The sequence below is a fragment of the Roseibium sp. genome (genome assembly GCF_050301095.1).
GTDB lineage: Bacteria > Pseudomonadota > Alphaproteobacteria > Rhizobiales > Stappiaceae > Roseibium.
In genome coordinates, this window is the sequence record NZ_JBNKYW010000117.1 from 1 (window position 1) to 22,671 (window position 22,671).

At 59.7% G+C, this 22,671-nt stretch carries 19 protein-coding genes; 10 read left to right on the top strand and 9 right to left on the bottom strand.

The window, feature by feature from the left end:
- Positions 1-56: 56 nt before the first annotated feature.
- The 3 genes from ACQY7U_RS10460 to ACQY7U_RS10470 form a co-directional block, all read right to left on the bottom strand.
- Positions 57-2,270 carry a putative bifunctional diguanylate cyclase/phosphodiesterase gene (locus tag ACQY7U_RS10460; protein WP_428644195.1) on the bottom strand — a complete coding sequence of 738 codons (2,214 nt, stop codon included), beginning with the start codon at positions 2,268-2,270 and terminating at the stop codon, positions 57-59.
- 356 nt (positions 2,271-2,626) lie between these two features.
- Entirely contained in the window at positions 2,627-3,253 is a 627-nt protein-coding gene (locus ACQY7U_RS10465; protein WP_428644197.1) for a CoA transferase subunit B, read from the bottom strand.
- Between the two features lie 13 nt (positions 3,254-3,266).
- Entirely contained in the window at positions 3,267-3,962 is a 696-nt protein-coding gene (locus ACQY7U_RS10470) for a CoA transferase subunit A (protein ID WP_428644200.1), read from the bottom strand.
- 316 nt (positions 3,963-4,278) lie between these two features.
- Here ACQY7U_RS10470 and ACQY7U_RS10475 point away from each other — a divergent pair, with 316 nt between their 5' ends.
- Positions 4,279-4,554: a DUF6460 domain-containing protein gene (locus ACQY7U_RS10475; RefSeq protein ID WP_428644202.1), complete on the top strand. Its 276-nt coding sequence runs from the start codon at positions 4,279-4,281 to the stop codon at positions 4,552-4,554.
- A 169-nt stretch (positions 4,555-4,723) separates the two neighbouring features.
- On the opposite strand, the gene ACQY7U_RS10480 is transcribed toward ACQY7U_RS10475, so the two are convergent.
- From ACQY7U_RS10480 to ACQY7U_RS10500, 5 genes are all read right to left on the bottom strand, one after another.
- Positions 4,724-5,548, bottom strand: a complete 825-nt coding sequence (locus ACQY7U_RS10480) for an ABC transporter permease (RefSeq protein ID WP_428644204.1) — start codon at positions 5,546-5,548, stop codon at positions 4,724-4,726.
- Positions 5,548-6,474, bottom strand: coding sequence for an ABC transporter permease subunit (locus tag ACQY7U_RS10485; RefSeq protein ID WP_428644206.1), 927 nt, complete (start codon positions 6,472-6,474; stop codon positions 5,548-5,550). Before ACQY7U_RS10485 ends, ACQY7U_RS10480 begins: the two co-directional genes overlap by 1 nt.
- Before the next feature lie 10 nt (positions 6,475-6,484).
- Positions 6,485-7,642, bottom strand: coding sequence for an ABC transporter ATP-binding protein (locus ACQY7U_RS10490; protein WP_428644207.1), 1,158 nt, complete (start codon positions 7,640-7,642; stop codon positions 6,485-6,487).
- Between the two features lie 79 nt (positions 7,643-7,721).
- A complete protein-coding gene (locus ACQY7U_RS10495) occupies positions 7,722-8,816 on the bottom strand; it encodes a polyamine ABC transporter substrate-binding protein (RefSeq protein ID WP_428644209.1) in 1,095 nt (364 codons plus the stop codon).
- A gap of 151 nt (positions 8,817-8,967) precedes the next feature.
- Entirely contained in the window at positions 8,968-10,356 is a 1,389-nt protein-coding gene (locus tag ACQY7U_RS10500) for a glutamine synthetase family protein (protein ID WP_428644211.1), read from the bottom strand.
- Positions 10,357-10,509: 153 nt separating this feature from the next.
- Between ACQY7U_RS10500 and ACQY7U_RS10505 the strand changes: the two genes are divergently transcribed.
- The 6 genes from ACQY7U_RS10505 (at position 10,510) to ACQY7U_RS10530 (ending at position 17,319) form a co-directional block, all read left to right on the top strand.
- A complete protein-coding gene (locus ACQY7U_RS10505) occupies positions 10,510-11,217 on the top strand; it encodes a GntR family transcriptional regulator (protein WP_428644213.1) in 708 nt (235 codons plus the stop codon).
- A 169-nt stretch (positions 11,218-11,386) separates the two neighbouring features.
- On the top strand, positions 11,387-12,793 hold the full coding sequence (locus tag ACQY7U_RS10510) for a glutamine synthetase family protein (RefSeq protein WP_428644215.1): 1,407 nt from the start codon (positions 11,387-11,389) through the stop codon (positions 12,791-12,793).
- Positions 12,794-12,822: 29 nt separating this feature from the next.
- Positions 12,823-14,217 (top strand): aspartate aminotransferase family protein, encoded by a 1,395-nt coding sequence (locus tag ACQY7U_RS10515; RefSeq protein WP_428644217.1) that lies wholly within the window; start codon positions 12,823-12,825, stop codon positions 14,215-14,217.
- Between the two features lie 215 nt (positions 14,218-14,432).
- Positions 14,433-15,416, top strand: coding sequence for an iron exporter MbfA (gene mbfA, locus ACQY7U_RS10520; RefSeq protein ID WP_428644219.1), 984 nt, complete (start codon positions 14,433-14,435; stop codon positions 15,414-15,416).
- Positions 15,417-15,716: 300 nt separating this feature from the next.
- Positions 15,717-16,109, top strand: a complete 393-nt coding sequence (locus tag ACQY7U_RS10525) for a YciI family protein (RefSeq protein WP_428644222.1) — start codon at positions 15,717-15,719, stop codon at positions 16,107-16,109.
- A complete protein-coding gene (locus ACQY7U_RS10530; protein ID WP_428644223.1) occupies positions 16,078-17,319 on the top strand; it encodes an RNA polymerase sigma factor in 1,242 nt (413 codons plus the stop codon). Before ACQY7U_RS10525 ends, ACQY7U_RS10530 begins: the two co-directional genes overlap by 32 nt.
- 142 nt (positions 17,320-17,461) lie before the next feature.
- Here ACQY7U_RS10530 and ACQY7U_RS10535 read toward each other — a convergent pair whose 3' ends face one another.
- The gene (locus ACQY7U_RS10535; RefSeq protein WP_428644225.1) at positions 17,462-18,394 is read right to left on the bottom strand and encodes an alpha/beta fold hydrolase; all 933 of its coding nucleotides are present in this window, start codon (positions 18,392-18,394) and stop codon (positions 17,462-17,464) included.
- 88 nt (positions 18,395-18,482) lie between these two features.
- Between ACQY7U_RS10535 and ACQY7U_RS10540 the strand changes: the two genes are divergently transcribed.
- The 3 genes from ACQY7U_RS10540 to ACQY7U_RS10550 all read left to right on the top strand — a co-directional run bounded on the left by ACQY7U_RS10540 (position 18,483) and on the right by ACQY7U_RS10550 (position 22,592).
- The gene (locus ACQY7U_RS10540; RefSeq protein ID WP_428644227.1) at positions 18,483-19,202 is read left to right on the top strand and encodes a helix-turn-helix transcriptional regulator; all 720 of its coding nucleotides are present in this window, start codon (positions 18,483-18,485) and stop codon (positions 19,200-19,202) included.
- Between the two features lie 223 nt (positions 19,203-19,425).
- Entirely contained in the window at positions 19,426-22,074 is a 2,649-nt protein-coding gene (locus ACQY7U_RS10545) for a tetratricopeptide repeat protein (RefSeq protein WP_428644229.1), read from the top strand.
- A gap of 266 nt (positions 22,075-22,340) precedes the next feature.
- The gene (locus tag ACQY7U_RS10550; protein WP_428644231.1) at positions 22,341-22,592 is read left to right on the top strand and encodes a hypothetical protein; all 252 of its coding nucleotides are present in this window, start codon (positions 22,341-22,343) and stop codon (positions 22,590-22,592) included.
- Positions 22,593-22,671 lie beyond the last annotated feature (79 nt).

Sequence of the window (22,671 nt, forward strand, 5' to 3'; positions counted from 1 at the left end):
CCGCCGATCCGGCCCATCGCCGAACGCCGGCAGGACGCCGCCGCCCAATAACGGCCTCAGGCGGCCGCGCTTGGGCTCGCCTGAGTCTGGTCCCGCGCATCGCCTGAAGCCAGAGACGGCCTCTTTTCAAAAGCCTTCGACCAGTCTTCGAACTGGTCGGCGGGCATCGGCCGGGCAAACAGAAACCCCTGTGCCGTCGTACAGCCGTGCGCCCTCAGGAAACGGAACTGGTCCTCGGTTTCCACCCCTTCGGCAACGACCTCGTAGTTGAGGCTCTTGGCCATGGCGATAATGGTCTGCACGATCGACCGGCTGTGCCGGTCGATCGCCAGCCCGCTGATGAAGCTGCGGTCAATCTTGAAGGAATTGAACGGCAGTCGTTGCAGGTGAGCCAGACTGGAATAGCCAGTTCCAAAGTCGTCGATGGCGAAGGTGATCCCGGCTTCCAGCAAGGGCTTCGTTGCTTCGAGAATGCGTTCGGGATCGGCCATCGCCACGGTTTCGGTTACCTCGAGCTGAAGCAGTTCCGCCGGGAAACCGGTCTGCTCCAGAACGTCCAGGACCCGGGTTGTAAAACCAGGTTTTTCGATCTGACGGATCGAGACATTGACGGCGAGCGGCAGGCACAGTCCGTGATTGAGCCAGAAGCGTCCCTGTTCGCAGGCAAGTTCCAGAACACGGCTGCCGAGCTTGGTAATCAGGTCGCTTTCTTCAGCGACTTCGATGAAGCTGCCCGGCGACAGCAAACCGCGTTCGGGGTGCTGCCATCGCGCAAGCACTTCCGCACCGACCACTCCCATCGACGTGCAGTCGACTTTCGGTTGAAAAGCGATGGTTATCTCGTCCCGCAACAGCGCCTTCTTGAGGTCCGCTTCCAGACGGATCCGGTCCGGGGACCAGCTGTCGCCTTCCACTTCGCTGAAGAAACAGGCCCTGTTGCCGCCAGTTCGTTTGGCTGCATACATGGCGATGTCTGCGTTCTTCAGTATCGCTGTATAGTCATTGCCGTCGTCCGGAAAGACCGAGACGCCGATGCTCGCACCAACCGCCATGGTCAGGCTGTTGATTTCCAGTGGCTGTTCGATGCATTGCACGAGTTGCTCGGCCAAGGCGTGAATTCCGGCAAGTGTCTTGTCGGCAGGCATGGCGATGGCGAATTCGTCGCCGCCGAGCCTTGCGACCATCGCGGACGGCGCAGCTCCTGGCGCTGCCAGTGGGCCGTGCAGGGGACCATCCCCCTCCCCTTTTCCTCCCTCGCGGAGCCGCAAGTTCAAAAGACGGCGCAATCTGGTAGCCACATCCTTCAGAAGCGCATCGCCGTTGTCGTGTCCATAACTGTCGTTGACCCGCTTGAACCTGTCCAGATCGATAAAGAGCACTGCCGTCCGGTTGGCTTCGCCGTGCTCGTCGAACATGCTTGCGGTAAAATGCTGGCGGAAGCTCTCCCGGTTCGGCAACCGCGTGATCGGGTCCACATAGGCAAGTTCGTGGATCCGAACCATGTTGTGCCGGATCGTGCTGACCATGTCGCGGTAGGCCCTCGCCAGAACGCCGATTTCATCGGTTCGCTCCACCGGAAAGGGTGCATCGAAATTTCCCGCACTCACCGTATGCGCCGTCAGGGTCAGGGCCTTGATCGGACGGACGAAGTTTGCCGCGAAGTGAAAAGTCACGGGAATGCAGAAAACCAGGAGAACCAGCGTAATGACGATATTGCGCCCCCAGATCGTCATCAGGATCCCGTCCGCGGAACTGCGTTTGACCGAGACCAGGGCCGCGCCCAAAACACTGTTCTGATCCATGTCGCGGACCGGCAGGGCAATTTCGACCCTGTCCCGGCTTTGCCGTGTCTGCTCGATCCCGGTGTCGAGGGCCTGTTTCACAAGTGGGTGAATTTCCAGATCGTCGAAGTAGCTGGTGGCCGGATCGCTGTCGATGGTCACTGCCCGGGCCGGATCCAGAACCTGAGCCAATTCGACCACGCCGCTCGCCGCGATGCTCTCCAGTTCCTGCTCCAGGATAAGATAGTGGTGGTTCGTCAGATGCGGCACCGCCAGTCGGCTGACGGTTGCCCCGATCGCGCGGGCATCGGACACAGCCCGCTGCTCTTCATCCCGCAAGTCCAGGTAGCTTGCCACCATGATCATGACGACGGACAGTGCCAGAAACAGACCGGCGACAAGCAAGACGAAACGTGTCCTGAGACTGGGAAGCCAGGACGGTAGAAGGTCAATGAATTTGGCAACTGCCGAAGAAGGCGCTCCAGGCACGGGAAACTCCCTGAAAAGACCGGCAGACACTATCAGCCAATCCTTGAGCAGCGGTTGATCAACCCGGCCTTCCGCAACCTGTGTTCGTAAAGGCCCGGGCTTGGTTAGCTGGTGAAACGTTAGACGCGGTTTCCTCCGCCAATCGGAATACTATCCTTCGATTTCCAGCCCGAAATGGCGTCCGAAGTGGTTAATTCCCGGAAGTTGCCTCCTGTTATTTCTGCCTATAAGTGCCAATTCGGGACACAAGCCCCTTTTACAATCAGCCTGTAGCCTTCCCGGTAAAAAAGAAGGCGCCTGCACCGGATGCAGACGCCTTTGCAAAATTGGCCTTTTCGAACAAGGCCCGGGAAAAGCTAGAGGATCGTTGCCTGAGTGCTTTCCTTCACCTGATCGAGCGTGACATCCGGTGCCAGTTCGACGACCTTCAGCCCACCTTCGGCGACATCGAAAACGCCCAGGTTGGTGATCACCCGGTCGACGCATTTCACGCCGGTCAGCGGCAGCGAGCACTCCTTCAGGAGTTTCGGGTCACCCGCCTTCGAGGTGTGGTCCATGATGACGACGACGCGCTTGACGCCGGCCACCAGGTCCATCGCACCGCCCATGCCCTTGACCATCTTGCCCGGGATCATCCAGTTGGCCAGATCGCCTTCTTCGGACACTTCCATCGCCCCGAGGATCGACAGGTCGATATGGCCGCCGCGGATCATGCCGAAGCTGTCGGCAGACGAGAAGTAGCTCGTCTGCGGCAGTTCCGTGATCGTCTGCTTGCCGGCGTTGATGAGGTCGGCATCGACCTCGTCCTCGGTCGGGAACGGCCCCATGCCCAGCATGCCGTTTTCCGACTGAAGGGTCACATGCACGCCTTCCGGAATGTAGTTCGAAACCAGCGTCGGAATGCCGATGCCGAGGTTCACGTAAAAACCGTCTTCAAGCTCCTGCGCAGCGCGCTGTGCCATGTCATCACGAGTCCATGCCATGATGTGTTCTCCCTCAGGCTGCGCGCGTGGTGCGCTTTTCGATGCGTTTTTCGTGGCTGCCGACAATGATGCGGTCGACGAAGATGCCGGCGGTGTGGATGTTGTCCGGATCGAGCTCACCGACCTCGACGAGTTCCTCCACCTCCACGACGCAGACCTTGCCCGCCGTCGCCATCATCGGATTGAAGTTCCGCGCTGTCTTGCGATAGACCAGATTGCCTTCCCTGTCGGCTTTCCAGGCCTTGACCAGCGAGAGATCGGCAACAAGGCCGGTTTCCATGATGTAGGTCTCGCCGTTGAAGTCCTTGTGCTCCTTGCCTTCCGCGATCAGCGTGCCGACGCCGGTCTTGGTGTAGAAGCCGGGAATGCCGGCGCCGCCTGCACGGATGCGTTCGGCGAGCGTGCCTTGCGGGTTGAATTCCAGCTCCAGTTCACCGTTCAGGAATTGCTTCTCGAATGTGGCGTTTTCGCCGACATAGGACGACACCATCTTCTTGATTTGACGGGTCTGCAGCAACAGGCCCAGGCCGAAATCGTCAACACCGGCATTGTTCGAAATGGCGGTGATGTCCTTGGCTCCGGAATCCCGCAGTGCCACAATCAGATTTTCCGGAATGCCGCACAGTCCGAACCCGCCGGCCATCACAGTCATACCGTCAAAGGTAAGCCCTTCCAGGGCCGCCTTTGCGTCCGGATAAATTTTGTTCATGTTTCACTCCCAGTTGAGACCGCAAGGTGCGTTATACCAAGGGGCATAAAGAAAGGCCCATCTGATGGATCCTTATTTATGACCCTTGGTATTCCGGGCACATTCGCCGCTCGGTTCAGCCGGGTCAAGTTCTCTTTGATGCGTTGCAGCAAAAAACATGACTAGGCCGTCACTTAATCGATTCAGACGTTCTTTAGCCGCAAGGATACCCTGACACCCACTGCGATTGGTGTGTTTTTGCCGGGTGTTTATGGTTTGTAAATGGTTAAGGCAAAGAATTGGAGAAGGTTTGCGCCGGCCGGAACAGGCGCCGTTCATGTCAGGTATCCGAAAGAAACCCATCACCGTGTCCCCGCTCCTGTCGACAATCTTCAAGATCGCGGTCTTTTCCCTGCTGGTGGGAGCGGGTCTTTCGTTCGTCAACATCTCCGCGGAAGACATTCTGGGTTCCGTTGGCCTGAGCCCGCTGCAGCTCTGGATCTACATGCTGGAGTTCCGGGACTGGGCGGTCCCAAACATGATCCTGGGCGCTTTCATTGTCGTGCCGGTGTGGCTGGTGATCTACCTGCTGCGCCCACCGCGCGCGGGATAACGCCGGGCTGTCCGGCAGGCCTAAGTCCAGTTGGCGCGTCTGGTGAGATCCACCACGCCAACTCTTCTTGGGGAAGCGCGAAGCGCCGTCTCGAAGGAGGAGGTCATCTGGCAGATACGCCCCAACTCAGTCTGCCGGATTATCCCTCCCGAAGGCTCGGTGCGTGCCCTCAGTCCACCGCCCCGAACGCTGCGCGCTCGTCCCGTTCCCGCTGCACCTGCTGGCGCTTGGTGACGATGGACGCTGCAATGACGCCGATGGTGACCAGACCGACAAGAAGCGTACACACCGCATTGATTTCCGGCGTCACGCCAAGGCGCACCTGGGAATAGATTTTCATCGGCAGGGTGGTCGCTCCGGGACCTGTCGTGAAGCTCGCGATCACCAGGTCGTCCAGGGACAGGGTGAAAGCCAGCATCCAGCCCGCGACCACACCGGGCAGAATGATCGGCAGCGTGATCAGGAAGAAGGTCTTCACCGGCGGACAGCCGAGGTCTTCGGCGGCTTCTTCCATCGACTTGTCGAAGCCCACCAGCCGTGATTGCACCACGACCGCCACGTAACACATGGCGAATGTCGTATGGGCAAGCATGACCGTCCAGAACCCGCGCGTATAGTCGAGAGCAACGAACAGGAGCAGAAGCGAGAGACCGAGAATCACTTCGGGCATGACGAGCGGCGCGAAGATCATGCCGGAAAAGAGTGACCGGCCGAGAAAGCGCCCGGACCGCACCAGAACGAGTGCGGCGATCGTCCCGAATATCGTTGCAATGGTGGCGGAGACAAGCGCGATGCGCAGTGTCACCCAGGCGGCATCCAGAAGCTGCTGGTTATGCAGCAGCGAAGCATACCACTTGGTCGAGAACCCGCCCCAGACGGTGACCAGCCGACTTTCGTTGAAGGAATAGATCACCAGAAGCACGATGGGCAGATACAGGAACGAAAAGCCCGCGACGAGAGAGGTGATGTTGAACCATGTCGGACCGCGTGTCATCAGTCTCTCTCCGCCATTTTCTGTTGTTGATTCTGGAAGAGTACGATCGGGATAACAAGGATCATCAGGAGGATCACCGCGACTGCGGAAGATACCGGCCAGTCCCTGTTGTTGAAGAACTCGACCCAGAGCGTCTTGCCGATCATCAGCGTGTTGGAGCCACCAAGAAGATCCGGGATGACAAACTCGCCGACAGCGGGAATGAACACCAGGAAGCAGCCCGCGATCACGCCCGGGATCGACAACGGCACGGTAATTTTCCAGAACGCCTTCCAGGGCGGACAACCTAGGTCTTCTGCCGCTTCCAGCAGACTGCCGTCCAGACGTTCAAGGCTCGCATAAAGCGGCAGAACCAGGAACGGCAGATAGGAGTAGACGATACCGATGTAGACGGCCAGATTGGTGTTCATGATCACCAGCGGCTCGTTGATGACACCCAGCCACAGGAGCAGCTGATTGAGCAGGCCTTCGTTCTTCAGGATGCCGATCCAAGCATAGACCCGGATCAGGAAACTGGTCCAGAACGGCAGGATCACCAGCATCAGGAGCGTGGGTCTGATCGATCTCGGGCTGCGGGCCATGCCATAGGCGATCGGATAGCCGATCACAAGCGTCAGGACCGTCGAGATTAAAGCGATCATCACCGAGGAAAGATAGGACTTCCAGTATAGAGCGTCTTCCGTCAGCCAGACGTAATTCTCGAACGACAGCTCCGAAAGGCTGTCCTTGATCGACTGCCAGCCCGCGCCCAGGTCGAAGGCCGGCGTATAGGGCGGTATGGCGACGGCCACCTGTGACAGGGAGATCTTGAAGACAATCAGGAACGGCGCCAGAAAGAAGACCAGCAGCCACAAATAGGGCACCGCGATCAGCAGCCAGCCGCCAAGGGATCTCTTAGCGGGTGCTGCGACATGTAGCTCCTCCATGACCTTCCCCCTAGCCTCTCAGGATGACGCCGGCATCCCGTCCGAACGAGAGCACGACTTCATCATCCCAGGTGATCGGGTTTTCGACCGTACGCGAGACATTCGCGAAGGTCGCCCGGAGCGTGTCGTGCTCGTCGGGTCCGACCTTGGCATGGATGATCGACACATCGCCGAGATAACCGATATCCCAGACAAGACCGTCGATGTGGTTGACCTCGCCGTTCTGGCGCTTCCCCGGGGCAATCCGCACCTTTTCGGGTCGGATGGCGTACCAGACCGTTTCGCCAACAGTCGCGTCGGTTTCCTGGTCGCTATCGATGGCAAAGCCGTCCGTGACGGAAACGAGTTTCGTTCCCTCGTCTGACTTTTCGACAACCCTGGCTTCGATCAGGTTGATGTCGCCGATGAAGTCGGCCACGAACTTGGAACTCGGCGCCTCGTAGATTTCACCGGGCGTTGCGACCTGTACCAGTTCGCCCTTGTCCATGACCGCAATCCGGTCCGCCACGGTCATGGCTTCCTCCTGGTCGTGGGTCACGATCAGGAAGGTCATTTTCAGTTCGGTCTGAATGTTCATCAACTCGAACTGGGTTTCCTCGCGCAGCTTGCGGTCCAGCGCGCCGAGCGGCTCGTCGAGCAGCAGCACCTTCGGCCGTTTGGCAAGCGAGCGGGCGAGCGCAACGCGCTGGCGCTGGCCGCCGGAGAGCTGGTGCGGCTTGCGCTTGGCAAATTGTTCCAGCTTGGTCAGCCGCAGCATTTCCGAGACGCGGTCGTCGATTTCAGACTTCGGCAGTCCGTCCTGCCTGAGCCCGAAGGCGATGTTCTTTTCCACGCTCATATGAGGAAACAGCGCATAGGACTGGAACATCATGTTGGACGGCCGCTTGTAGGGTGGAATGCCCGCAAGGTCCTGGCCGTCGAGGAAGATCTGGCCGGAAGTCGGGGTCTCGAAACCGGCAAGCATGCGCATCAAGGTCGTCTTGCCGCAGCCCGATCCACCGAGCAGTGCGAAGAACTCGCGCTCGTAGATCTTCAGGGAAAGGTTGTTAACCGCCACGAAGTCACCGAACTTCTTGGTGACATTGCGGAATTCGATGAAGGGCGGGTGATCAGGATCCTCCCATGGACTGTATTCCCGCCGCACCGGTCCAATCGATTTTTTCGCCAAGATTTTTCCCCACCCAAAGAGTGACGCATCCGTTGCGCAGGACAGCCGGACCCTTGCGGGCCCGGCTGCCGTTGTTGACTTACTGGCCGCTTTTCACAGCCGTCCAGGTACGGGTCACGACCCGGTTAACCTTGGGTGGGTAGGAGGTTACGGTGAAGAGGTTCTTGACCGTTTCTTCCGTCGGATAGATGGCCGGATCGCCGATGACATCCTCGTTCAGGAGTTCCTGGGAAGCCTTGTTGCCGTTGGCGTAATAGACGTAGTTGGAAGCTTTCGCCATGACGTCCGGGCGCATGATGTAGTTAAGGAACTCATGCGCTTCTTCGCTGTGCGGGGCATCGGCGGGGATTGCCATCTGGTCGAACCACATCTGCGCGCCTTCCTTCGGAATGGCGTATTCCACGGTCACGCCGTTGTCGGCTTCCGCGGCACGGTCGCGGGCCTGCAGCACGTCGCCGGACCAGCCGATGGCCACGCAGATGTCGCCGTTAGCAAGCGCGTTGATGTATTCGGAGGAATGGAACTTCTGGATATTCGGGCGAATCGACTTGAGCAGTTCACCCGCCTTCTCGATGTCCCCAGGGTCTTTGCTGTTGGGATCAAGTCCCAAGAAGTTCAATGCTGCGGGGATCATCTCGGCTGGCGCATCCAACATGAAGACGCCGCAGTCCTTCAACTTGGAAATATTCTCAGGCTTGAAGATAAGATCCCAGCTGTCCACCGGAGCATCTTCGCCGAGGGCCGCCTTCACCTTGTCGACATTGTAGCCGATGCCGGTCGTGCCCCACATGTAGTTGATGGAATAGGCGTTGCCCGGATCGTATTTTTCGACGCGGGCCTCAATGTCCTTCCACATGTTGGCAAGGTTCGGGAGCTTGGATTTGTCGAGTTTGGCGAACACGCCGGCCTGGATCTGGCGCTCGAGGAACGAACCGGTCGGAACCACGACGTCGTAACCGGTTCCGCCGGCCAGCAGTTTGGTTTCCAGAACCTCGTTGCTGTCGAACACGTCGTAGACGATCTTGATGCCGGTTTCCTTGGTGAAGTCCTCAAGGATCGACTCGTCGATGTAATCGGACCAGTTGAAGACATTCACAACCCGGTCCTGTGCGAAGGCGGCACCGCTCATCAGACTGAGAGCAGCCACACCGGTCAACATGGTTTTCAAGTTCATTCTGATATTCCCCTCTGAGGTTTGTCAGCGGCCTTTCGTCGGCCTTATCCCTGATTCCAAAAGAACATTTGCGCTATTTGCGTCTTATATGTTCCGAACTTTGGCGTCGGTGCCGGTTCATGTCCAGCAGCGATTTCAGGCAGATCTCGCGTCACAGATACGTCTGGCGTTCCAGCGACGAAATCTCCCGCCCGAATTCATTCAGCTCCTCCCGCTTGATTTCCGTCAGTACCTTGTGCATCTCCGCGCCCACAGCATCCTTTACAAGCTCGGACGCCTCGAAGGCATCGATGGCTTCGTCCATCCATGGGGTCAGGCGCTTCTTGCCCTGCTCGTAGGCGTTGCCCGTCACCGGCGGCGGCGGCTCCTTCTTCTGCCGCAGGCCTTCCATCATGCCGGCCAGGACCCCGGTCAGAACCAGATAGGGATTGGCATCGGCACCGGCGATCCGGTGTTCGACCCGGGCCGCTTCCGGCGTGGAGGCGGGCACGCGCAGGGCGACGGACCGGTTGTCGAAGCCCCAGCAAATCGATGCCGGCGCGTAGGAGCCGGGCTGCATCCGCCGGAAGCCGTTGAAGGTGGATGTGTAAAGGAGCAGCGTTTCGGGCATCGTCGTCAGCAGACCGTTGATGGCATGGCCGAGCCGGGTCGCACCCGTGGTCTGGTCCGCGAAGATATTGCCGTTTTCGTCTTCCATCGAGACATGCACGTGCATGCCGTTGCCAGGCCATTCCACGAACGGCTTGGCCATGAAGGAGGCCTTGAGTTCGTGCTTGCGGGCAACGCCGGCGACCAGTCGGCGCAACAGAACGACGTCGTCAGCGGCCAGCAGCGGATTGCGGCGATGGTGAAGGTTCAGTTCGAACTGGCCGGGCGCCGCTTCGGAAACCGCCGCATCGGCCGGAATGCCCTGGATTTCGCAGGCCTTGCGCAAATCGTCGACCACCGGGAAAAGGGCTTCCAGATCCGACAGGGCGTACATGTTCTGCCGGGCCGGGCCGAGATGGGTGGAGAACAGCGGTTTCGGCTGCTCGGTCCAGTCCCCTTCACTCTCCTCGAAGAGATAGAATTCCAGTTCGAAGGCACAGGTGGCGGTTACGCCGAATTCATCCTTGAGCCGGTCCACCATGTTTTCCAGAACATGTCTCGGGTCGGCCAGGAAAGGCTGTCCGTCCCTGTCGTACATGGACAACAACACCTGCGCGGTCTTGCGCTCCGTCCACGGCACCAGCTTTAACGTTTCGGGAATGGGCCAGCAGACGCCATCCTTGTCCCCGGTTTCCAGATGCATGCCGGTCGCCTCGACCTCACGCCCCCAGACGTCCAGACCGTACAGCGAATAGGGGAAGGCGACGCCGCCCTCGAAAACCTTATCCAGCGAGTTGCCGGGCAGCCACTTGCCGCGCAACACGCCGTTGGTGTCGGGCAGGATCACCTCAAGCGTGTCGAGATCCGGATGAGCTTCGAGGAAGGCTTCGAAGGCAGCCTTCCAGCCGGGCTCAGCCGGGTGCTGGAGGGTCTGATGGGGAAGTTCGTTCATTTAACCCCTGCTTTGGTTTGTCCCGGCGGGAAATCGAATTTCGTCTGCCGGTCAGCTTTTGTTTGCTTCATTTCCAAAAATGTGATCACTTTCATGGAAACCTGTCAAGATGAATCCAAAAATTTCATGTTTGACGCTGCAAGGAGAAGCAAATTGTCCAACCGACGCTCCGCACTGCAATCAGACCCGGCAGCCACTTCGGAAGCGCCCCCTTCCAGCTCACGCGGGGCAACGCGGGAACAGGTGGACACAGCCGTCCGGTCGGGGCTTCTTTCAGGCAAATTCATTCCGGGAAAATCCGTTACGATCCGGGGACTTGCAACAGAGCTCGGGGTCAGCCCGATGCCGGTCCGCGAGGTCCTTCAAAGGCTTGCTGCGGAGAACGCCCTTGAGGTCAAACCCAATGGCCGCGTCCAGGTTCCGGACATGACACCGGAGCGGTTCGACGAGATCCTCACCGCCCGGCTTTTGCTGGAGCCGGAACTCGCCGTTTTATCCCTGCCGCACCTTACCCGGAACGATGCGAAGGACCTTCAAATTATTGATGACAATATCGACGAGCGGCTGACCAGCGGCGATGCGGAAGCCTATATGAGGCTCAACCACGATTTCCATTTCCGCATCTACGGCGCCTCGAAATCGAGTGTTCTCCTGCCACTCATCGACAGTCTGTGGCTGCAATTCGCTCCTTTCATGCGTACGGTCTATGGCCGGGTCGGCACCGCCATCCTGGAAGACCGCCACAAGGAAGCGATCCGCGCGATCGAGCAACAGGACAAGGACGGGCTCCGGGCCGCCATCGCCGCCGACATCTCGGACGGCATGGGGCTTTTGGGCCGGGATATTCTGTCCTCTTCATGAGCGAGTTGATCTGGCACGCAAGCTGTGCCATTTTGTGATCACAAATTACCTGACAGCCTGTGAAACGTCAGGCACCGGACAGGCATCGCAGACGGGTCCCGTCTTCGCGTCACCGGATCATAGCCCGATCCGGACTCTATCAACCGGCGCCCAACTATTGGAGCTTCTCGTGACTGCAGACAAATCAGCCGGCGAAAATCCGAATCCCTCGGACAGCTTGCGGGGTGTCCCGGACGGTGACGCCGCAAGAAGCTGGCTGCACGCCCGTAACATTCAGGATATCGAGTGTATCGTTCCGGACCTTGCAGGTGTTGCCCGCGGCAAGATGATGCCGACGGAAAAGTTCTTTTCCGGCCCGGTGATGACGATGCCGGCCTCGATCTTCGCCCAGACCATCTCCGGCGACTATCCGGACGACGACGAGCGTTTCCAGCACAACCCGGTCGACGGCGACCTCTACTTCAAGCCCGACTACAGCACGCTGACCGCGGTTCCCTGGGAGACCGACCCGACCGCCCAGCTCATCCACGATGCCTTCACCCGCGAGGGCGCGCCGGTGGAGACGGCCCCGCGCAACGTCCTCAAGCGCGTTCTGAAGCTCTATGAAGACAAGGGATGGGAACCGGTCGTCGCTCCTGAAATCGAATTCTATCTCGTGCGCCGGAACACCGACCCGGATTATCCGCTCGAGCCGCCCACAGGCCGCTCCGGTCGCCCGGAAGTGGGCCGCCAGTCCTATTCGATCTCCGCACTGAACGAGTTCGACGACCTCATCGACGACATTTACGACCTGTCCGAAAAGCAGGGCCTGGAAATCGACACGCTGATCCACGAGGAAGGCGCGGCGCAGATGGAGATCAACCTGCGTCACGGCAATCCTCTTGAGCTTGCCGATCAGGTGTTCCTGTTCAAGCGGACGATCCGCGAGTCGGCACTCAGGCATGACATGTACGCCACCTTCATGTCCAAGCCGATGTCGAACCAGCCGGGCTCGGCCATGCACATCCACCAGTCGGTGGTGGACCGGGAAACGGGCCTGAATATTTTCTCCGGCAAGGACGGCGAGGAGACCCAGGCATTCCTGTCCTTCATCGCCGGACACCAGAAATATCTGCCGCTGGTCACCTGCATCATGGCGCCCTTCGTGAACTCCTACCGCCGGTTCTCGAAGACCTCGACCGCGCCGGTCAACGTCTTCTGGGGCTACGACAACCGGACGGTGGGATTGCGGGTGCCCTACTCCAACCAGCAGGCGCGGCGCCTTGAAAACCGCACGCCCGGTTCGGATGCCAACCCCTACCTTGCCATCGCCGCGAGCCTGGCCTGCGGCTATCTCGGGATTGTCAATGGCCTGAAGCCGGACGCCCCGAAGGCCGACGATTGCACCGACATGGCAAAGTCCCTGCCGCGCAGCCTGTCCGATGCCCTCTCGAATTTCGAGAAGTCGGAAGAAATGGTCGAGGTCTTCGGCGAGAAGTTCGTCGCCACCTACCGGGCGATCAAATACGAGGAATTCGAAACCTTCATGTCCGTGATCAGCCCCTGGGAGCGGGAATACCTGCTGCTCAACGTCTGATCCTGTTCAATCCCCCTGGAGCATTTGCCATGACGGCCCATTCCAACATTTACCCGACGAAAGCCCTGCAGGCGCTCGATGCCGCTCACCACTGGCACCCGTTCTCCGACATGAAGTCGCTGAACGAGGAAGGCAGCCGGGTGATCACCAGCGCGGACGGCGTCTGGCTGACGGATTCGGAAGGCAATCGCATCATGGACGGCATGGCGGGCCTGTGGTGCGTACAGGTCGGCCATGGCCGCGATGAGATCGCCGATGCCGTCTACAAGCAGATGAAGGAGCTGTCCTACTACAACACCTTCTTCAAGACGACCCATCCGCCGGTGGTCGCCCTCTCCGAAAAACTCGCCAAGCTGGCGCCGGCGCACATGAACAAGGTGTTCTACTGCTCCTCGGGTTCGGAGGCCAACGACACCGTGTTCCGCATGGTGCGCACCTACTGGGACAAGGTCGGCAAGCCGGAGAAGAAGATCATCATCGGCCGCTGGAACGGCTATCACGGCTCCACTCTGGCAGGCACCAGCCTCGGCGGCATGAAGGCCATGCATTCCCAGGGCGACCTGCCGGTCCAGGGCGTTCACCACATCGACCAGCCCTACTGGTTCGGTGAAGGCCATGAGATGAGCCCCGAGGAATTCGGCATCGTTGCTGCGCGTAAACTGGAAGAAGCCATCGACGAACTCGGCGAAGACAAGATCGCCGCCTTCATCGCCGAGCCGATCCAGGGTGCCGGCGGCGTCATCGTCCCGCCGGAGACCTACTGGCCGGAAATCCGCCGGATCCTGAAGGAGCGGGACATCCTGTTCGTCTCCGACGAGGTGATCTGCGGCTTCGGTCGTCTTGGCGAATGGTTCGGCTCGACCTACTACGGCATGGAACCCGACCTGATGCCGATCGCCAAGGGCCTGACTTCCGGCTATCTGCCGATGGGCGGCGTGATCGTGTCGGACCGGGTTGCCGAAGGCCTGATGCTTTCGGGCGACGAGTTCTATCACGGCTACACCTATTCCGGACACCCGGCCTGCGCGGCTGCGGCCCTTGCCAACCTGGAGATCATGGAGCGCGAAGGCCTTGTCGACCGGGTCAAGAACGACATCGGACCGTATCTTAAGGAGCGCTGGCTGAAGCTCGGCGAGCATCCGCTGGTCGGCGAAGCCCGAATGGAAGGCCTTGTCGGCGCTCTGGAACTGGTGGGCGACAAGAAAAACCCGCACAAACCGTTCGCTGACGTCGGCACAGTAGGCACCATCTGCCGCGACAATTCCTTCAAGCACGGCATGGTCATGCGTGCGGTCCGCGACAGCATGATCATCTCCCCGCCGCTGGTCCTCAGCCACGAGGAAGCCGATTTCCTGGTAACTACCGCCGAGAAGACCCTCGACGACACCTACCAGGACCTGAAGCGAGACGGCCTCCTGGGCTGACGAAAGACACTAGGACAACCGGCGGCACGGAGGCGTCTGCGTCACCGTGCCGCCAGTCCGGTTTCCCGAATGGCCGCCCTCCCCCCTTGCAACCCGCCCCCGTGGCGGGTTTACATTTTCATCTCCGCCTGAAAGCGGTCCGCTCTTTGACGGGATTTCCGGCTTCGGATCGAATTCGTTTCTTCCACCGACGGCATTGGCAGCAAGGGGCCTTCATGCTCAGACGCGTTTTGGGATTGGGAAAAAGAGACTTCTCGTCTCTTTCCGAACAGGAAATCCTGGCACTGGCCATCTCCTCCGAGGAAGACGACGCCCGGATCTACACGTCCTATGCCGACGGCCTGCGTGACCAGTATCCGCAATCGGCCAAGGTCTTCGACGACATGGCGGCGGAAGAGAACGAGCACCGGCAACAGTTGATCGAACAGCACCGCGCCCGTTTCGGCGAAACGATCCCGCTGATCCGCCGTGAACATGTGCGCGGTTACTATGAGCGCAAGCCCGACTGGCTCGTGCGCCCGCTCGGGCTGGAAAAGGTCCGCGCCATGGCCGAGGACATGGAGGGACAGGCCTACCGCTTCTATATCGAGGCCGCCAAGCGCACCACGGACGCGGGCACCCGCAAGCTACTGGGCGATCTGGCGATTGCCGAGAAGGGTCACGAAAGCCTGGCTCAGCGGCTCGGCGTCCAGCACACGCCGGGCGCGGTTCAGGAAGAGGAGAAGCAGACGGAGCGCCGCCAGTTCATCCTGACCTACGTCCAGCCCGGTCTTGCCGGACTGATGGACGGATCGGTCTCGACCCTGGCGCCGATCTTCGCCGCCGCCTTCGCGACCCAGGACACCTGGCAGACCTTCCTGGTCGGCCTGTCCGCCTCCGTCGGCGCAGGTATCTCCATGGGTTTCACGGAAGCCGCCCACGATGACGGCGTCCTCTCCGGCCGCGGCTCGCCGGTCAAACGCGGCCTTGCTTCGGGTCTCATGACCGCGATCGGCGGCCTCGGCCATGCCCTGCCCTATCTGATCCCGCATTTCTGGACGGCAACGACGGTCGCCGCCGTGATCGTCTTCGTCGAACTGTGGGCGATTGCCTGGATCCAGAACCGTTTCATGGAAACCCCGTTCATGCGCGCCGCCTTCCAGGTTGTGCTCGGCGGTTCCCTGGTCCTTGCTGCCGGGGTTCTGATCGGCAACGCGTGAGGGTGAGAAAGCGGCTACACAAGTCGCAATTAACCCATTCCACTCCTCATCCTGAGGAAGCGCGTCGGCGCTGTCTCGAAGGATGGGCCGCTTGCTCATGAGTATGCCACCCATCCTTCGAGACGGGCCTGACGGCCCTCCTCAGGATGAGGTTGAAACTTTGGCTCAGCGGCGCAGCTCTTCTACCGCCCCGATTCACCTAGTGCCCGCATAGAACTTTCTCTTTTTTCCCTCCCCCTGTCGGCTAAGCTGCCGCTCATACGTTCCTTGAGAAACACCCCTCAAGAGGCAGGAGGCCCCATGCTGTTCTCGGTCCTGATCTATGCCAGTGAAGACTTCATCGACGCGCTCACTCCGGAAGAGCATGAAGCGCTTCTGGTGAAGCACCGCGCCTTTCACGAACACACCAAGTCCAACAGCAGCTTCGCGGCGGCAACCAAGCTGATGTCGACGGGAACCTCCGTCACGGTCAGCGCGGAAAGCGGCGACTATGTCGTCACCGACGGCCCTTTCGCGGAAACCAAGGAACAGTTCATGGGGTTCTACCTCATCAACTGCGCGGACCTGGACGAAGCGATCGAGGCCGCGAAACTCTTGCCTCTGGACCACGGGCGCGTCGAGATCCGCCCGGTCGATTTCTTCGAGGGAGCCGACTTCAGGAATGCCGAACGCCTGGTTATCAACGCACCTTAAGGCCGCGCGCCCACGGGTCCTGGCGGCCCTCAATCGTGTCTTTTCGGACATCGAGCTGGCGGAAGATGCCTTTCAGGAGGCTTCCCTCAAGGCACTGCGCGCGTGGCAACCGGATAATATTCCGGCGGACCCGGTCGCCTGGCTGATCGTGGCGGGACGCAATGCCGGCATCGATGCTCTCCGCAAGAAAGGCAGGGAAACACCCTCGGCACCGGAAAACCTGGAACCAGCCTACGACGGTTCCCATCCGGATGACGTCCTGAGCGAGTGCCTCGACCAGTCCGTCTACCGGGACGATGTCCTGCGGCTGCTGTTCACCTGCTGCCACCCGGTGTTGCGCCACGACCAGCAGATCGCCCTGTCGCTCAAGATCATCGCCGGATTGTCGGTGGATGAAATCGCCCGGGCCTTTCTGGTGCAGCCGAAAACCATGGAGCAGCGGATCACGCGGGCCAAGAAACGCCTGCAGGCGGCGGGTATCGCCTATGAAGTGCCGGATGCAACGGCAAGAGCAGAACGCCTGACCGCCGTTGCAAATGCCATCTACCTGATCTTCAACGAAGGGTATTCGGCCTCGCAAGGACCGGAACTGATCCGCGAAACCCTTTGCGAGGAGGCGATCCGCCTCGCCCGCCTGCTCGTGCGCCTCTTTCCCGAAGAACCGGAACTCAAGGGTTTGCTGGCCCTCTGCCTCATCCAGCATTCCCGCCGCCACGCCCGATTGAGCGCGACCGGCGAAGCGGTCATGCTGGAACACCAGGACAGAACGCTCTGGGACCGGAATCAGATCGCCGAAGGCAACGTCCTTCTGGAAGCGGCCCTGCGCTCGGCACGGCCCGGCCCTTTGCAGATAGAAGCCGCCATCGCCGCGACCCACACACATGCAAATACCTTTGAAGAAACCGACTGGGCCGAGATCGACCGGCTCTACCGTGCCCTGGAGATTATCCGCCCCTCCCCCGTCGTTTCCCTCAACCGGGCCGTGGTGCTTGCAAAACTGAAAGGCCCGGCAGAGGCGCTTGCCCGCCTGGAGCCACTTGCCGGCCCTCTGGAACGCTATGCCGGTTTTCATGCGGCCAGAGGCGCGCTTCTCGCCGAGACCGGCGACATCTCCGGCGCGCGCTCCGCCCTTGAAACAGCGTTGAGGCTGGCGGGGACAGAGACGGAGCGTGCCTATGTACGGGAGAAACTCGCCAGCCTTGGGATGTGAGCAGGCTGAGCAGATGAGAGCCCCCTGAAATCGGCAACGTGAAACTGATGGTTGCCTTCTGCATTTCGGCCCTTCCTCCGATCAGGCCGGAAGGCGGAATCCATGTTCTTGAGATACTCCGGGCCCTGCGCCCGGTCTGCCCCTATCTATCCAGCCATTGTAAGATCGTGCGGTTTGTTTCTTCAGGCTTTTCCTGTTGTATCCAATGACCGCAATCCAGCGTGACCACGTCGACGTTGGGAACGAACGCGGCCAGTTTTTCCGACTTCGGGATCAGATCACGGCCGCCATGGATCATGAGGGTGGGGTGCTGGATGACAGGGTCGACATCCGCCAACAGCTGCCAGTTACGGTCAAGGTTCCTGTACCAATTGATACTGCCGGTGAACCCCGCTTTTTCGAAGGCGGAGACGAAAACGGCCAGTTCGCTGTCGCTCATCAAGGGGTCTCCGAGCGGCGCTTCTGCCCTGGCGAGATTGATGATCATCATGCCTGGCCCGGGGTCTCCAAGTGGTGTGTTTATCCGGAAGAGGTTGCGAAGGAAGCTGTAGGTGTTCTTCTCCAGGATAGCGTCCGCGACACCCGGCTGCCGGTTGAAATGGACAAAATAATGGTCGCCGCCAAATACTTGTTCCATGACCTCGATCCAGGGGCGTTCTCCCCGCTCCTGGTAGGGCAAGCTCAGGTTTATCACCTTGCTGACACGGCTTGGATGCAACAAGGCCAGCCCCCAGACGACCATTGCCCCCCAATCGTGACCGACAAAGGTGGCGTCGTCATAGCCGTAGTGATCAAGAAGCGCGGCAAGGTCCCCTGTCAGATGGTCGATGTCATAGGCTGTCACATCGGCCGGGCGGGATGAGTTGCCATAACCACGCTGGTTCGGAACGATGACGTGATAGCCCGCAGCGACAAGGGCGGGCACCTGATGACGCCAGGAATAGGCATGCTCCGGCCAACCATGACAGAGCACAATGGGATTTCCCGCGTTCTCTCGTCCTGCTTCAAAGACTTCAAGTTCAACACCGTTCACTGAAACAAGGGTGGGCGCGGGAAAGTCGATCGTTTTGAGCATTGATTTTCACCTTGCTGATTTGTTCATCCACACGACCTAATGTTAAATGGTGCCAAATTTTGACACCTTTGAATGACACCTTGGCCAAATGAATACCCGCACCCGCCAGGACGCCATCGTGCGCAGCCTTCGCCGCACCGGCACTTCGACAGTCGCTGAACTGGCGGCGGAAGTCGGCGCATCACGGCGCACGATTTTGCGGGACTTGATCGCACTCCGGGATGAGGGCTTCGTCATTCATTCCGAACCTGGACGCGGAGGCGGCCTGCAACTTGACCCGCAATCGGTCCAGACCACCACGCGGCTCTCGATCGCCGAGGTGTTCGCCCTTCTCATCAGCGTCGCATCCATGCGGGCTGCCGGAAGTTTGCCCTTTTCGGGTCTGGCAGATGCCGGGCTTGCAAAGATCGAGAAAGCCCTGCCGCCGGACAAGCTGCGCGGCTTGCGCAGGTTTCTGGATTGTCTCTACGTCGGACAGCTGTCACCAAAGGTGGACATCTCGAACCTGGGAGCGATGGACCCGGCGCTGCTGCCCGCATTCGAGTCGGCTTTTCTCAATCAGCTGCACCTGCGGTTCCGGTACAGGGATGCAAAAGGGGTTATGACCAGCCGGGAAGTTGAGCCACAAGCCATGCTGATCCTGCCGCCCCTCTGGTATTTGGTGGCCTGGGATCCTGCTCGCGAAGACTTCCGTCATTTTCGTATGGACCGGATCAGCCAGCCGGAAATCATCGATGGCTTTCCCTTTCAGCGACGGCATGTCCCTTTCGAGGATCACGTCCGCCCAATTCGCGATTTTTCACGCTGACCTTGTTACCTTGATCAGCCATTGAAACGGCTGAACTTGCTTGCCCGAAAGATAGACTCGCCTGTTGCTCTGGTACCTTGTCCGCCGTGCAATTCAAGCGGGACCGGCCCTGCCGCGCCCCGGAACTGATCCGTCCCTTACCCGTCGTTTCGCTCAACCGGGCTGTGGCGAAATGGATTTTCCAGTCATCGGCAGTTAGGCTGTTGCGACAGGAGTTTCATTCATGCAACGTCGCCTTGCCGCAATCCTCGCAGCCGATGTTGTCGGGTTCAGCCGACTGAGCGAACAAGATGAAGAGGGTACGCTCGACCGGCTCGATGCCATCAGGCAGGGGATCGTGGACCCGAACGTCGCCCGGTCAGGAGGCCGGATCGTCAAACTCATCGGCGACGGTATCCTCGTCGAGTTTCCAAGTGTGGTTGACGCGGTCCGATGCGCCTTGACGATTCAGCGCGAGTCGAGCAGGGAAAATTCAAAACTGCCTGCCCATCAGCGCATCGTCTTCCGAATTGGAATCAACCTGGGTGACGTAATCGTCAAAGGCGACGATCTCTACGGCGACGGAGTTAATGTCGCCGCTCGACTGGAGAAGTTGGCGGAGCCTGGAGGGATTGCGATCTCGGCGACGGTTCGCGACCACATCGAGCGACGGGTTGATGCGCCGTTCGAGTCCATGGGGCTGCAGCAGCTCAAGAACATCAACCGGCCGGTCCACGTCTGGCATTGGGCCGAAACAGCAGAAAATAACGGCCAATCCGGGCAAAAAAGGAAGAAGAAAGGGCTTTCCTCCGGCCCGGCACCTCCGAACAATCTGCCGGTGCATCTGTCTTTGTTCGTAGGGCGTTCCGACGAGTTGACGGACATCCACGGCTTGCTGTCCGGCGCGCGTCTCTTGACGCTTACCGGCGCTGGCGGATGTGGCAAGACAAGACTTGCCTGCCAGCTTGGCGCTCAGGTCCTGGACAGCTTTCCCGACGGCGTTTGGTTCGTGGCCCTCGCATCGCTGCGCGACCCTGTCCTGCTGGTGCAGACGGTCGCAACGGTTCTGGGTGTTCGCGAGCAACCGGGCCGACCGCTGACCGAAACCATCCAGTCGTATCTCGCTCCGAAAACTGCATTGCTGATCCTCGACAATTGCGAGCATCTGGTTGGGGATTGTGCCCAGCTTGTGGAGTATCTCCTTCTCTCCTGCCCGGGCCTGAAAATTGTAGCTACAAGCCGCGAAACACTTGGCATCATCGGTGAGCATGTCCATTTGGTTCCCGGCCTGGAGGTGCCCGCGCGCGGGGAAAGGCATTCTTTCGAAGCGCTGACCCGTTTTGAGGCCATACAGTTGTTTGCCGACAGGGCAAGCCAGCGAAGCCGGACTTTCAGTTTGACACAAGCCAATGCAGGTATCGTCGCCAGAATCTGCACCCGGCTCGACGGCATCCCTCTGGCGATCGAACTCGCCGCCGCTCGCGTTCGTATCCTGTCGGTCCATCAGATCGCCGAAAGACTGGACGACGCCTTTCGGCTCCTGGGCGAAACACACCACACCGGTTTACCGCATCACCAGACCCTGCGCTTGGCGATGGATTGGAGCTACAGTCTTCTGACCGACGCGGAAAAATCACTTTTCCGCCGACTGTCGGTTTTCGCGGGCAGGTTCTCGCTGGATGCTGTCAAGGCTGTTTGTGCAGGCGAGGATGATCTCGATTTCGATCTGCTAGATCTTTTGCAACACCTCGCCGAGAAGTCGATGGTGGTGGCAGAGGATCATGACACTCAAGCCCGGTACTGGCTACTTGAGACGCTGCGCCAGTATGGTCACAGCAAGCTCGATGGGGACACTGAGCTGGACACGGTTCGCGACCGGCACGTCAGATATTTTCTGAGCCTGTCGGAAGCGGCGGAACCAAATATCCAGGGGTCCGGGAGCAACAAAGCCCAGGCCGAATGGCTGGACAGGCTCGAGGCCGATTACGATAACCTTCGGATCGCACTTGAATACGGCAAGACTGCAGGCCGGGAGTCTTCGGGCGTAGCTTTGGCAGGCGCGCTTTGGCGCTTTTGGGAAGTCCGAGGTTATCTGAGCGAGGGCCGTGAAGCCGTACGTTCGGTACTGGCTACCGGGGACGATACTCCGCCCGCATACCGCGCGAAGGCTCTTGACGGGGAGGGTCGGCTCGCCTGGCGTCAAGGTGATTTTCAGGACGCCCATGCCTGTTTTGACGAAAGCCTCGCACTGTGGCGTACAGCCGGCGATGCTGCTGGCGAGGCAAATTCGTTGCACGGTCTGGCCCGGACCGCTCTTAATCTCGGCGATTTCTCGACCGCAGAAAACTCGGCAAACGCAAGCCTCGAAATTCATCGCGAAATTCGGAATGAACAGGGCGTCGCAAGTGCCCTCAACACTCTTGGCGAGGTCGCGCGTGCCAAAGAAGACTTTGCTGCGGCAGAGGTGAAATATCGCGAAGCCCTGGCGATCTTTCGTAGAGTGGGGGACATAGCCGCGAGCGTTTCAGTTCTGCACAATCTTGGCTACACCTTCCTGAACCGCGGCGAAATCGAAGATGCCGGAGCCAACTTTCGTGAGGCGCTCACCACTGCGCGCGACCTGAATGACCGCCTGGGAATATTCTCGATGCTCGGTGGGCTGGCTTGCGTTGCCGCGGCCGCCGGCCACGCGGAGCTTGCTGTAGAGCTATTTGGCGCGGCAGATAGCGCCGGCAAAGATTGGGGTTACGCTGGAGACCGCATAGACCAGAACGAGGTAAAGCGCTGGTTGCAAACGGCAAGATCGGCGAGCGGGGATAAACTCGCGAGTTCAGCCTGGGAACGTGGGCAGGAAATGGGGTTTGACGCGGCCATCTCTCTGGCATTGGATTGATTGGCTTCCATGTCCGCACAGTCGTCTTGGAAATTCCCGTAGCAAACAACCGCTGTCCGCCCATTTCAGTCCTTCACCCGAACAGGAGTGAACGTCAGTTTTCGGGATCCTGTCGAGAACCGCCGATGTGGTCGCGCTTTATGGACATCCGTCACCGCCACATATTCGAATTCGGCCCCAGCACCCCACAACCTTCAATTGATTCTCCCGAATTCATACCCATATTTCAACGAGGCGTTTCAATTGAAGTCACTTGAAAGGTTGTGATGGAAACACTTGAGAAGCTTGCCGCCATTCCCCTTCCGGTCTGGATCGGGCTTGTCGTTTTCATTGCCGTCTTCACGATTTTCGTCCGGGCGACGAACCGGAACAAGGCCAAAGGCGACTTCAAGGTGTCGGCACCCGAGGCACCGCTGGCGAACGGGTCGCCCTATATCGAGCACCGGCACTGGCGGCATCCCGGAAGAGACCAGCGGGAACGCATGGCCGATCATCCAAACAGCGGGAAACACCGATAGGCCCGGCAGAGGCGCTCGCCCGCCTGGAGCCACTTGCCGGCCCTCTGGAACGCTATGCCGGTTTTCATGCGGCCAGAGG

What these genes read in the sequence shown, in the direction of transcription:
- ACQY7U_RS10545 (WP_428644229.1), top strand. Translation starts at nt 19,426, where the DNA reads ATGCAACGTCGCCTTGCCGCAATCCTCGCAGCCGATGTTGTCGGGTTC.
- ACQY7U_RS10495 (WP_428644209.1), bottom strand. Translation starts at nt 8,816, where the DNA reads ATGAACTTGAAAACCATGTTGACCGGTGTGGCTGCTCTCAGTCTGATG.
- mbfA (WP_428644219.1), top strand. Translation starts at nt 14,433, where the DNA reads ATGCTCAGACGCGTTTTGGGATTGGGAAAAAGAGACTTCTCGTCTCTT.
- ACQY7U_RS10470 (WP_428644200.1), bottom strand. Translation starts at nt 3,962, where the DNA reads ATGAACAAAATTTATCCGGACGCAAAGGCGGCCCTGGAAGGGCTTACC.
- ACQY7U_RS10530 (WP_428644223.1), top strand. Translation starts at nt 16,078, where the DNA reads ATGCCGAACGCCTGGTTATCAACGCACCTTAAGGCCGCGCGCCCACGG.
- ACQY7U_RS10550 (WP_428644231.1), top strand. Translation starts at nt 22,341, where the DNA reads ATGGAAACACTTGAGAAGCTTGCCGCCATTCCCCTTCCGGTCTGGATC.
- ACQY7U_RS10475 (WP_428644202.1), top strand. Translation starts at nt 4,279, where the DNA reads ATGTCAGGTATCCGAAAGAAACCCATCACCGTGTCCCCGCTCCTGTCG.
- ACQY7U_RS10500 (WP_428644211.1), bottom strand. Translation starts at nt 10,356, where the DNA reads ATGAACGAACTTCCCCATCAGACCCTCCAGCACCCGGCTGAGCCCGGC.
- ACQY7U_RS10515 (WP_428644217.1), top strand. Translation starts at nt 12,823, where the DNA reads ATGACGGCCCATTCCAACATTTACCCGACGAAAGCCCTGCAGGCGCTC.
- ACQY7U_RS10535 (WP_428644225.1), bottom strand. Translation starts at nt 18,394, where the DNA reads ATGCTCAAAACGATCGACTTTCCCGCGCCCACCCTTGTTTCAGTGAAC.
- ACQY7U_RS10465 (WP_428644197.1), bottom strand. Translation starts at nt 3,253, where the DNA reads ATGGCATGGACTCGTGATGACATGGCACAGCGCGCTGCGCAGGAGCTT.
- ACQY7U_RS10540 (WP_428644227.1), top strand. Translation starts at nt 18,483, where the DNA reads ATGAATACCCGCACCCGCCAGGACGCCATCGTGCGCAGCCTTCGCCGC.
- ACQY7U_RS10485 (WP_428644206.1), bottom strand. Translation starts at nt 6,474, where the DNA reads ATGGAGGAGCTACATGTCGCAGCACCCGCTAAGAGATCCCTTGGCGGC.
- ACQY7U_RS10480 (WP_428644204.1), bottom strand. Translation starts at nt 5,548, where the DNA reads ATGACACGCGGTCCGACATGGTTCAACATCACCTCTCTCGTCGCGGGC.
- ACQY7U_RS10525 (WP_428644222.1), top strand. Translation starts at nt 15,717, where the DNA reads ATGCTGTTCTCGGTCCTGATCTATGCCAGTGAAGACTTCATCGACGCG.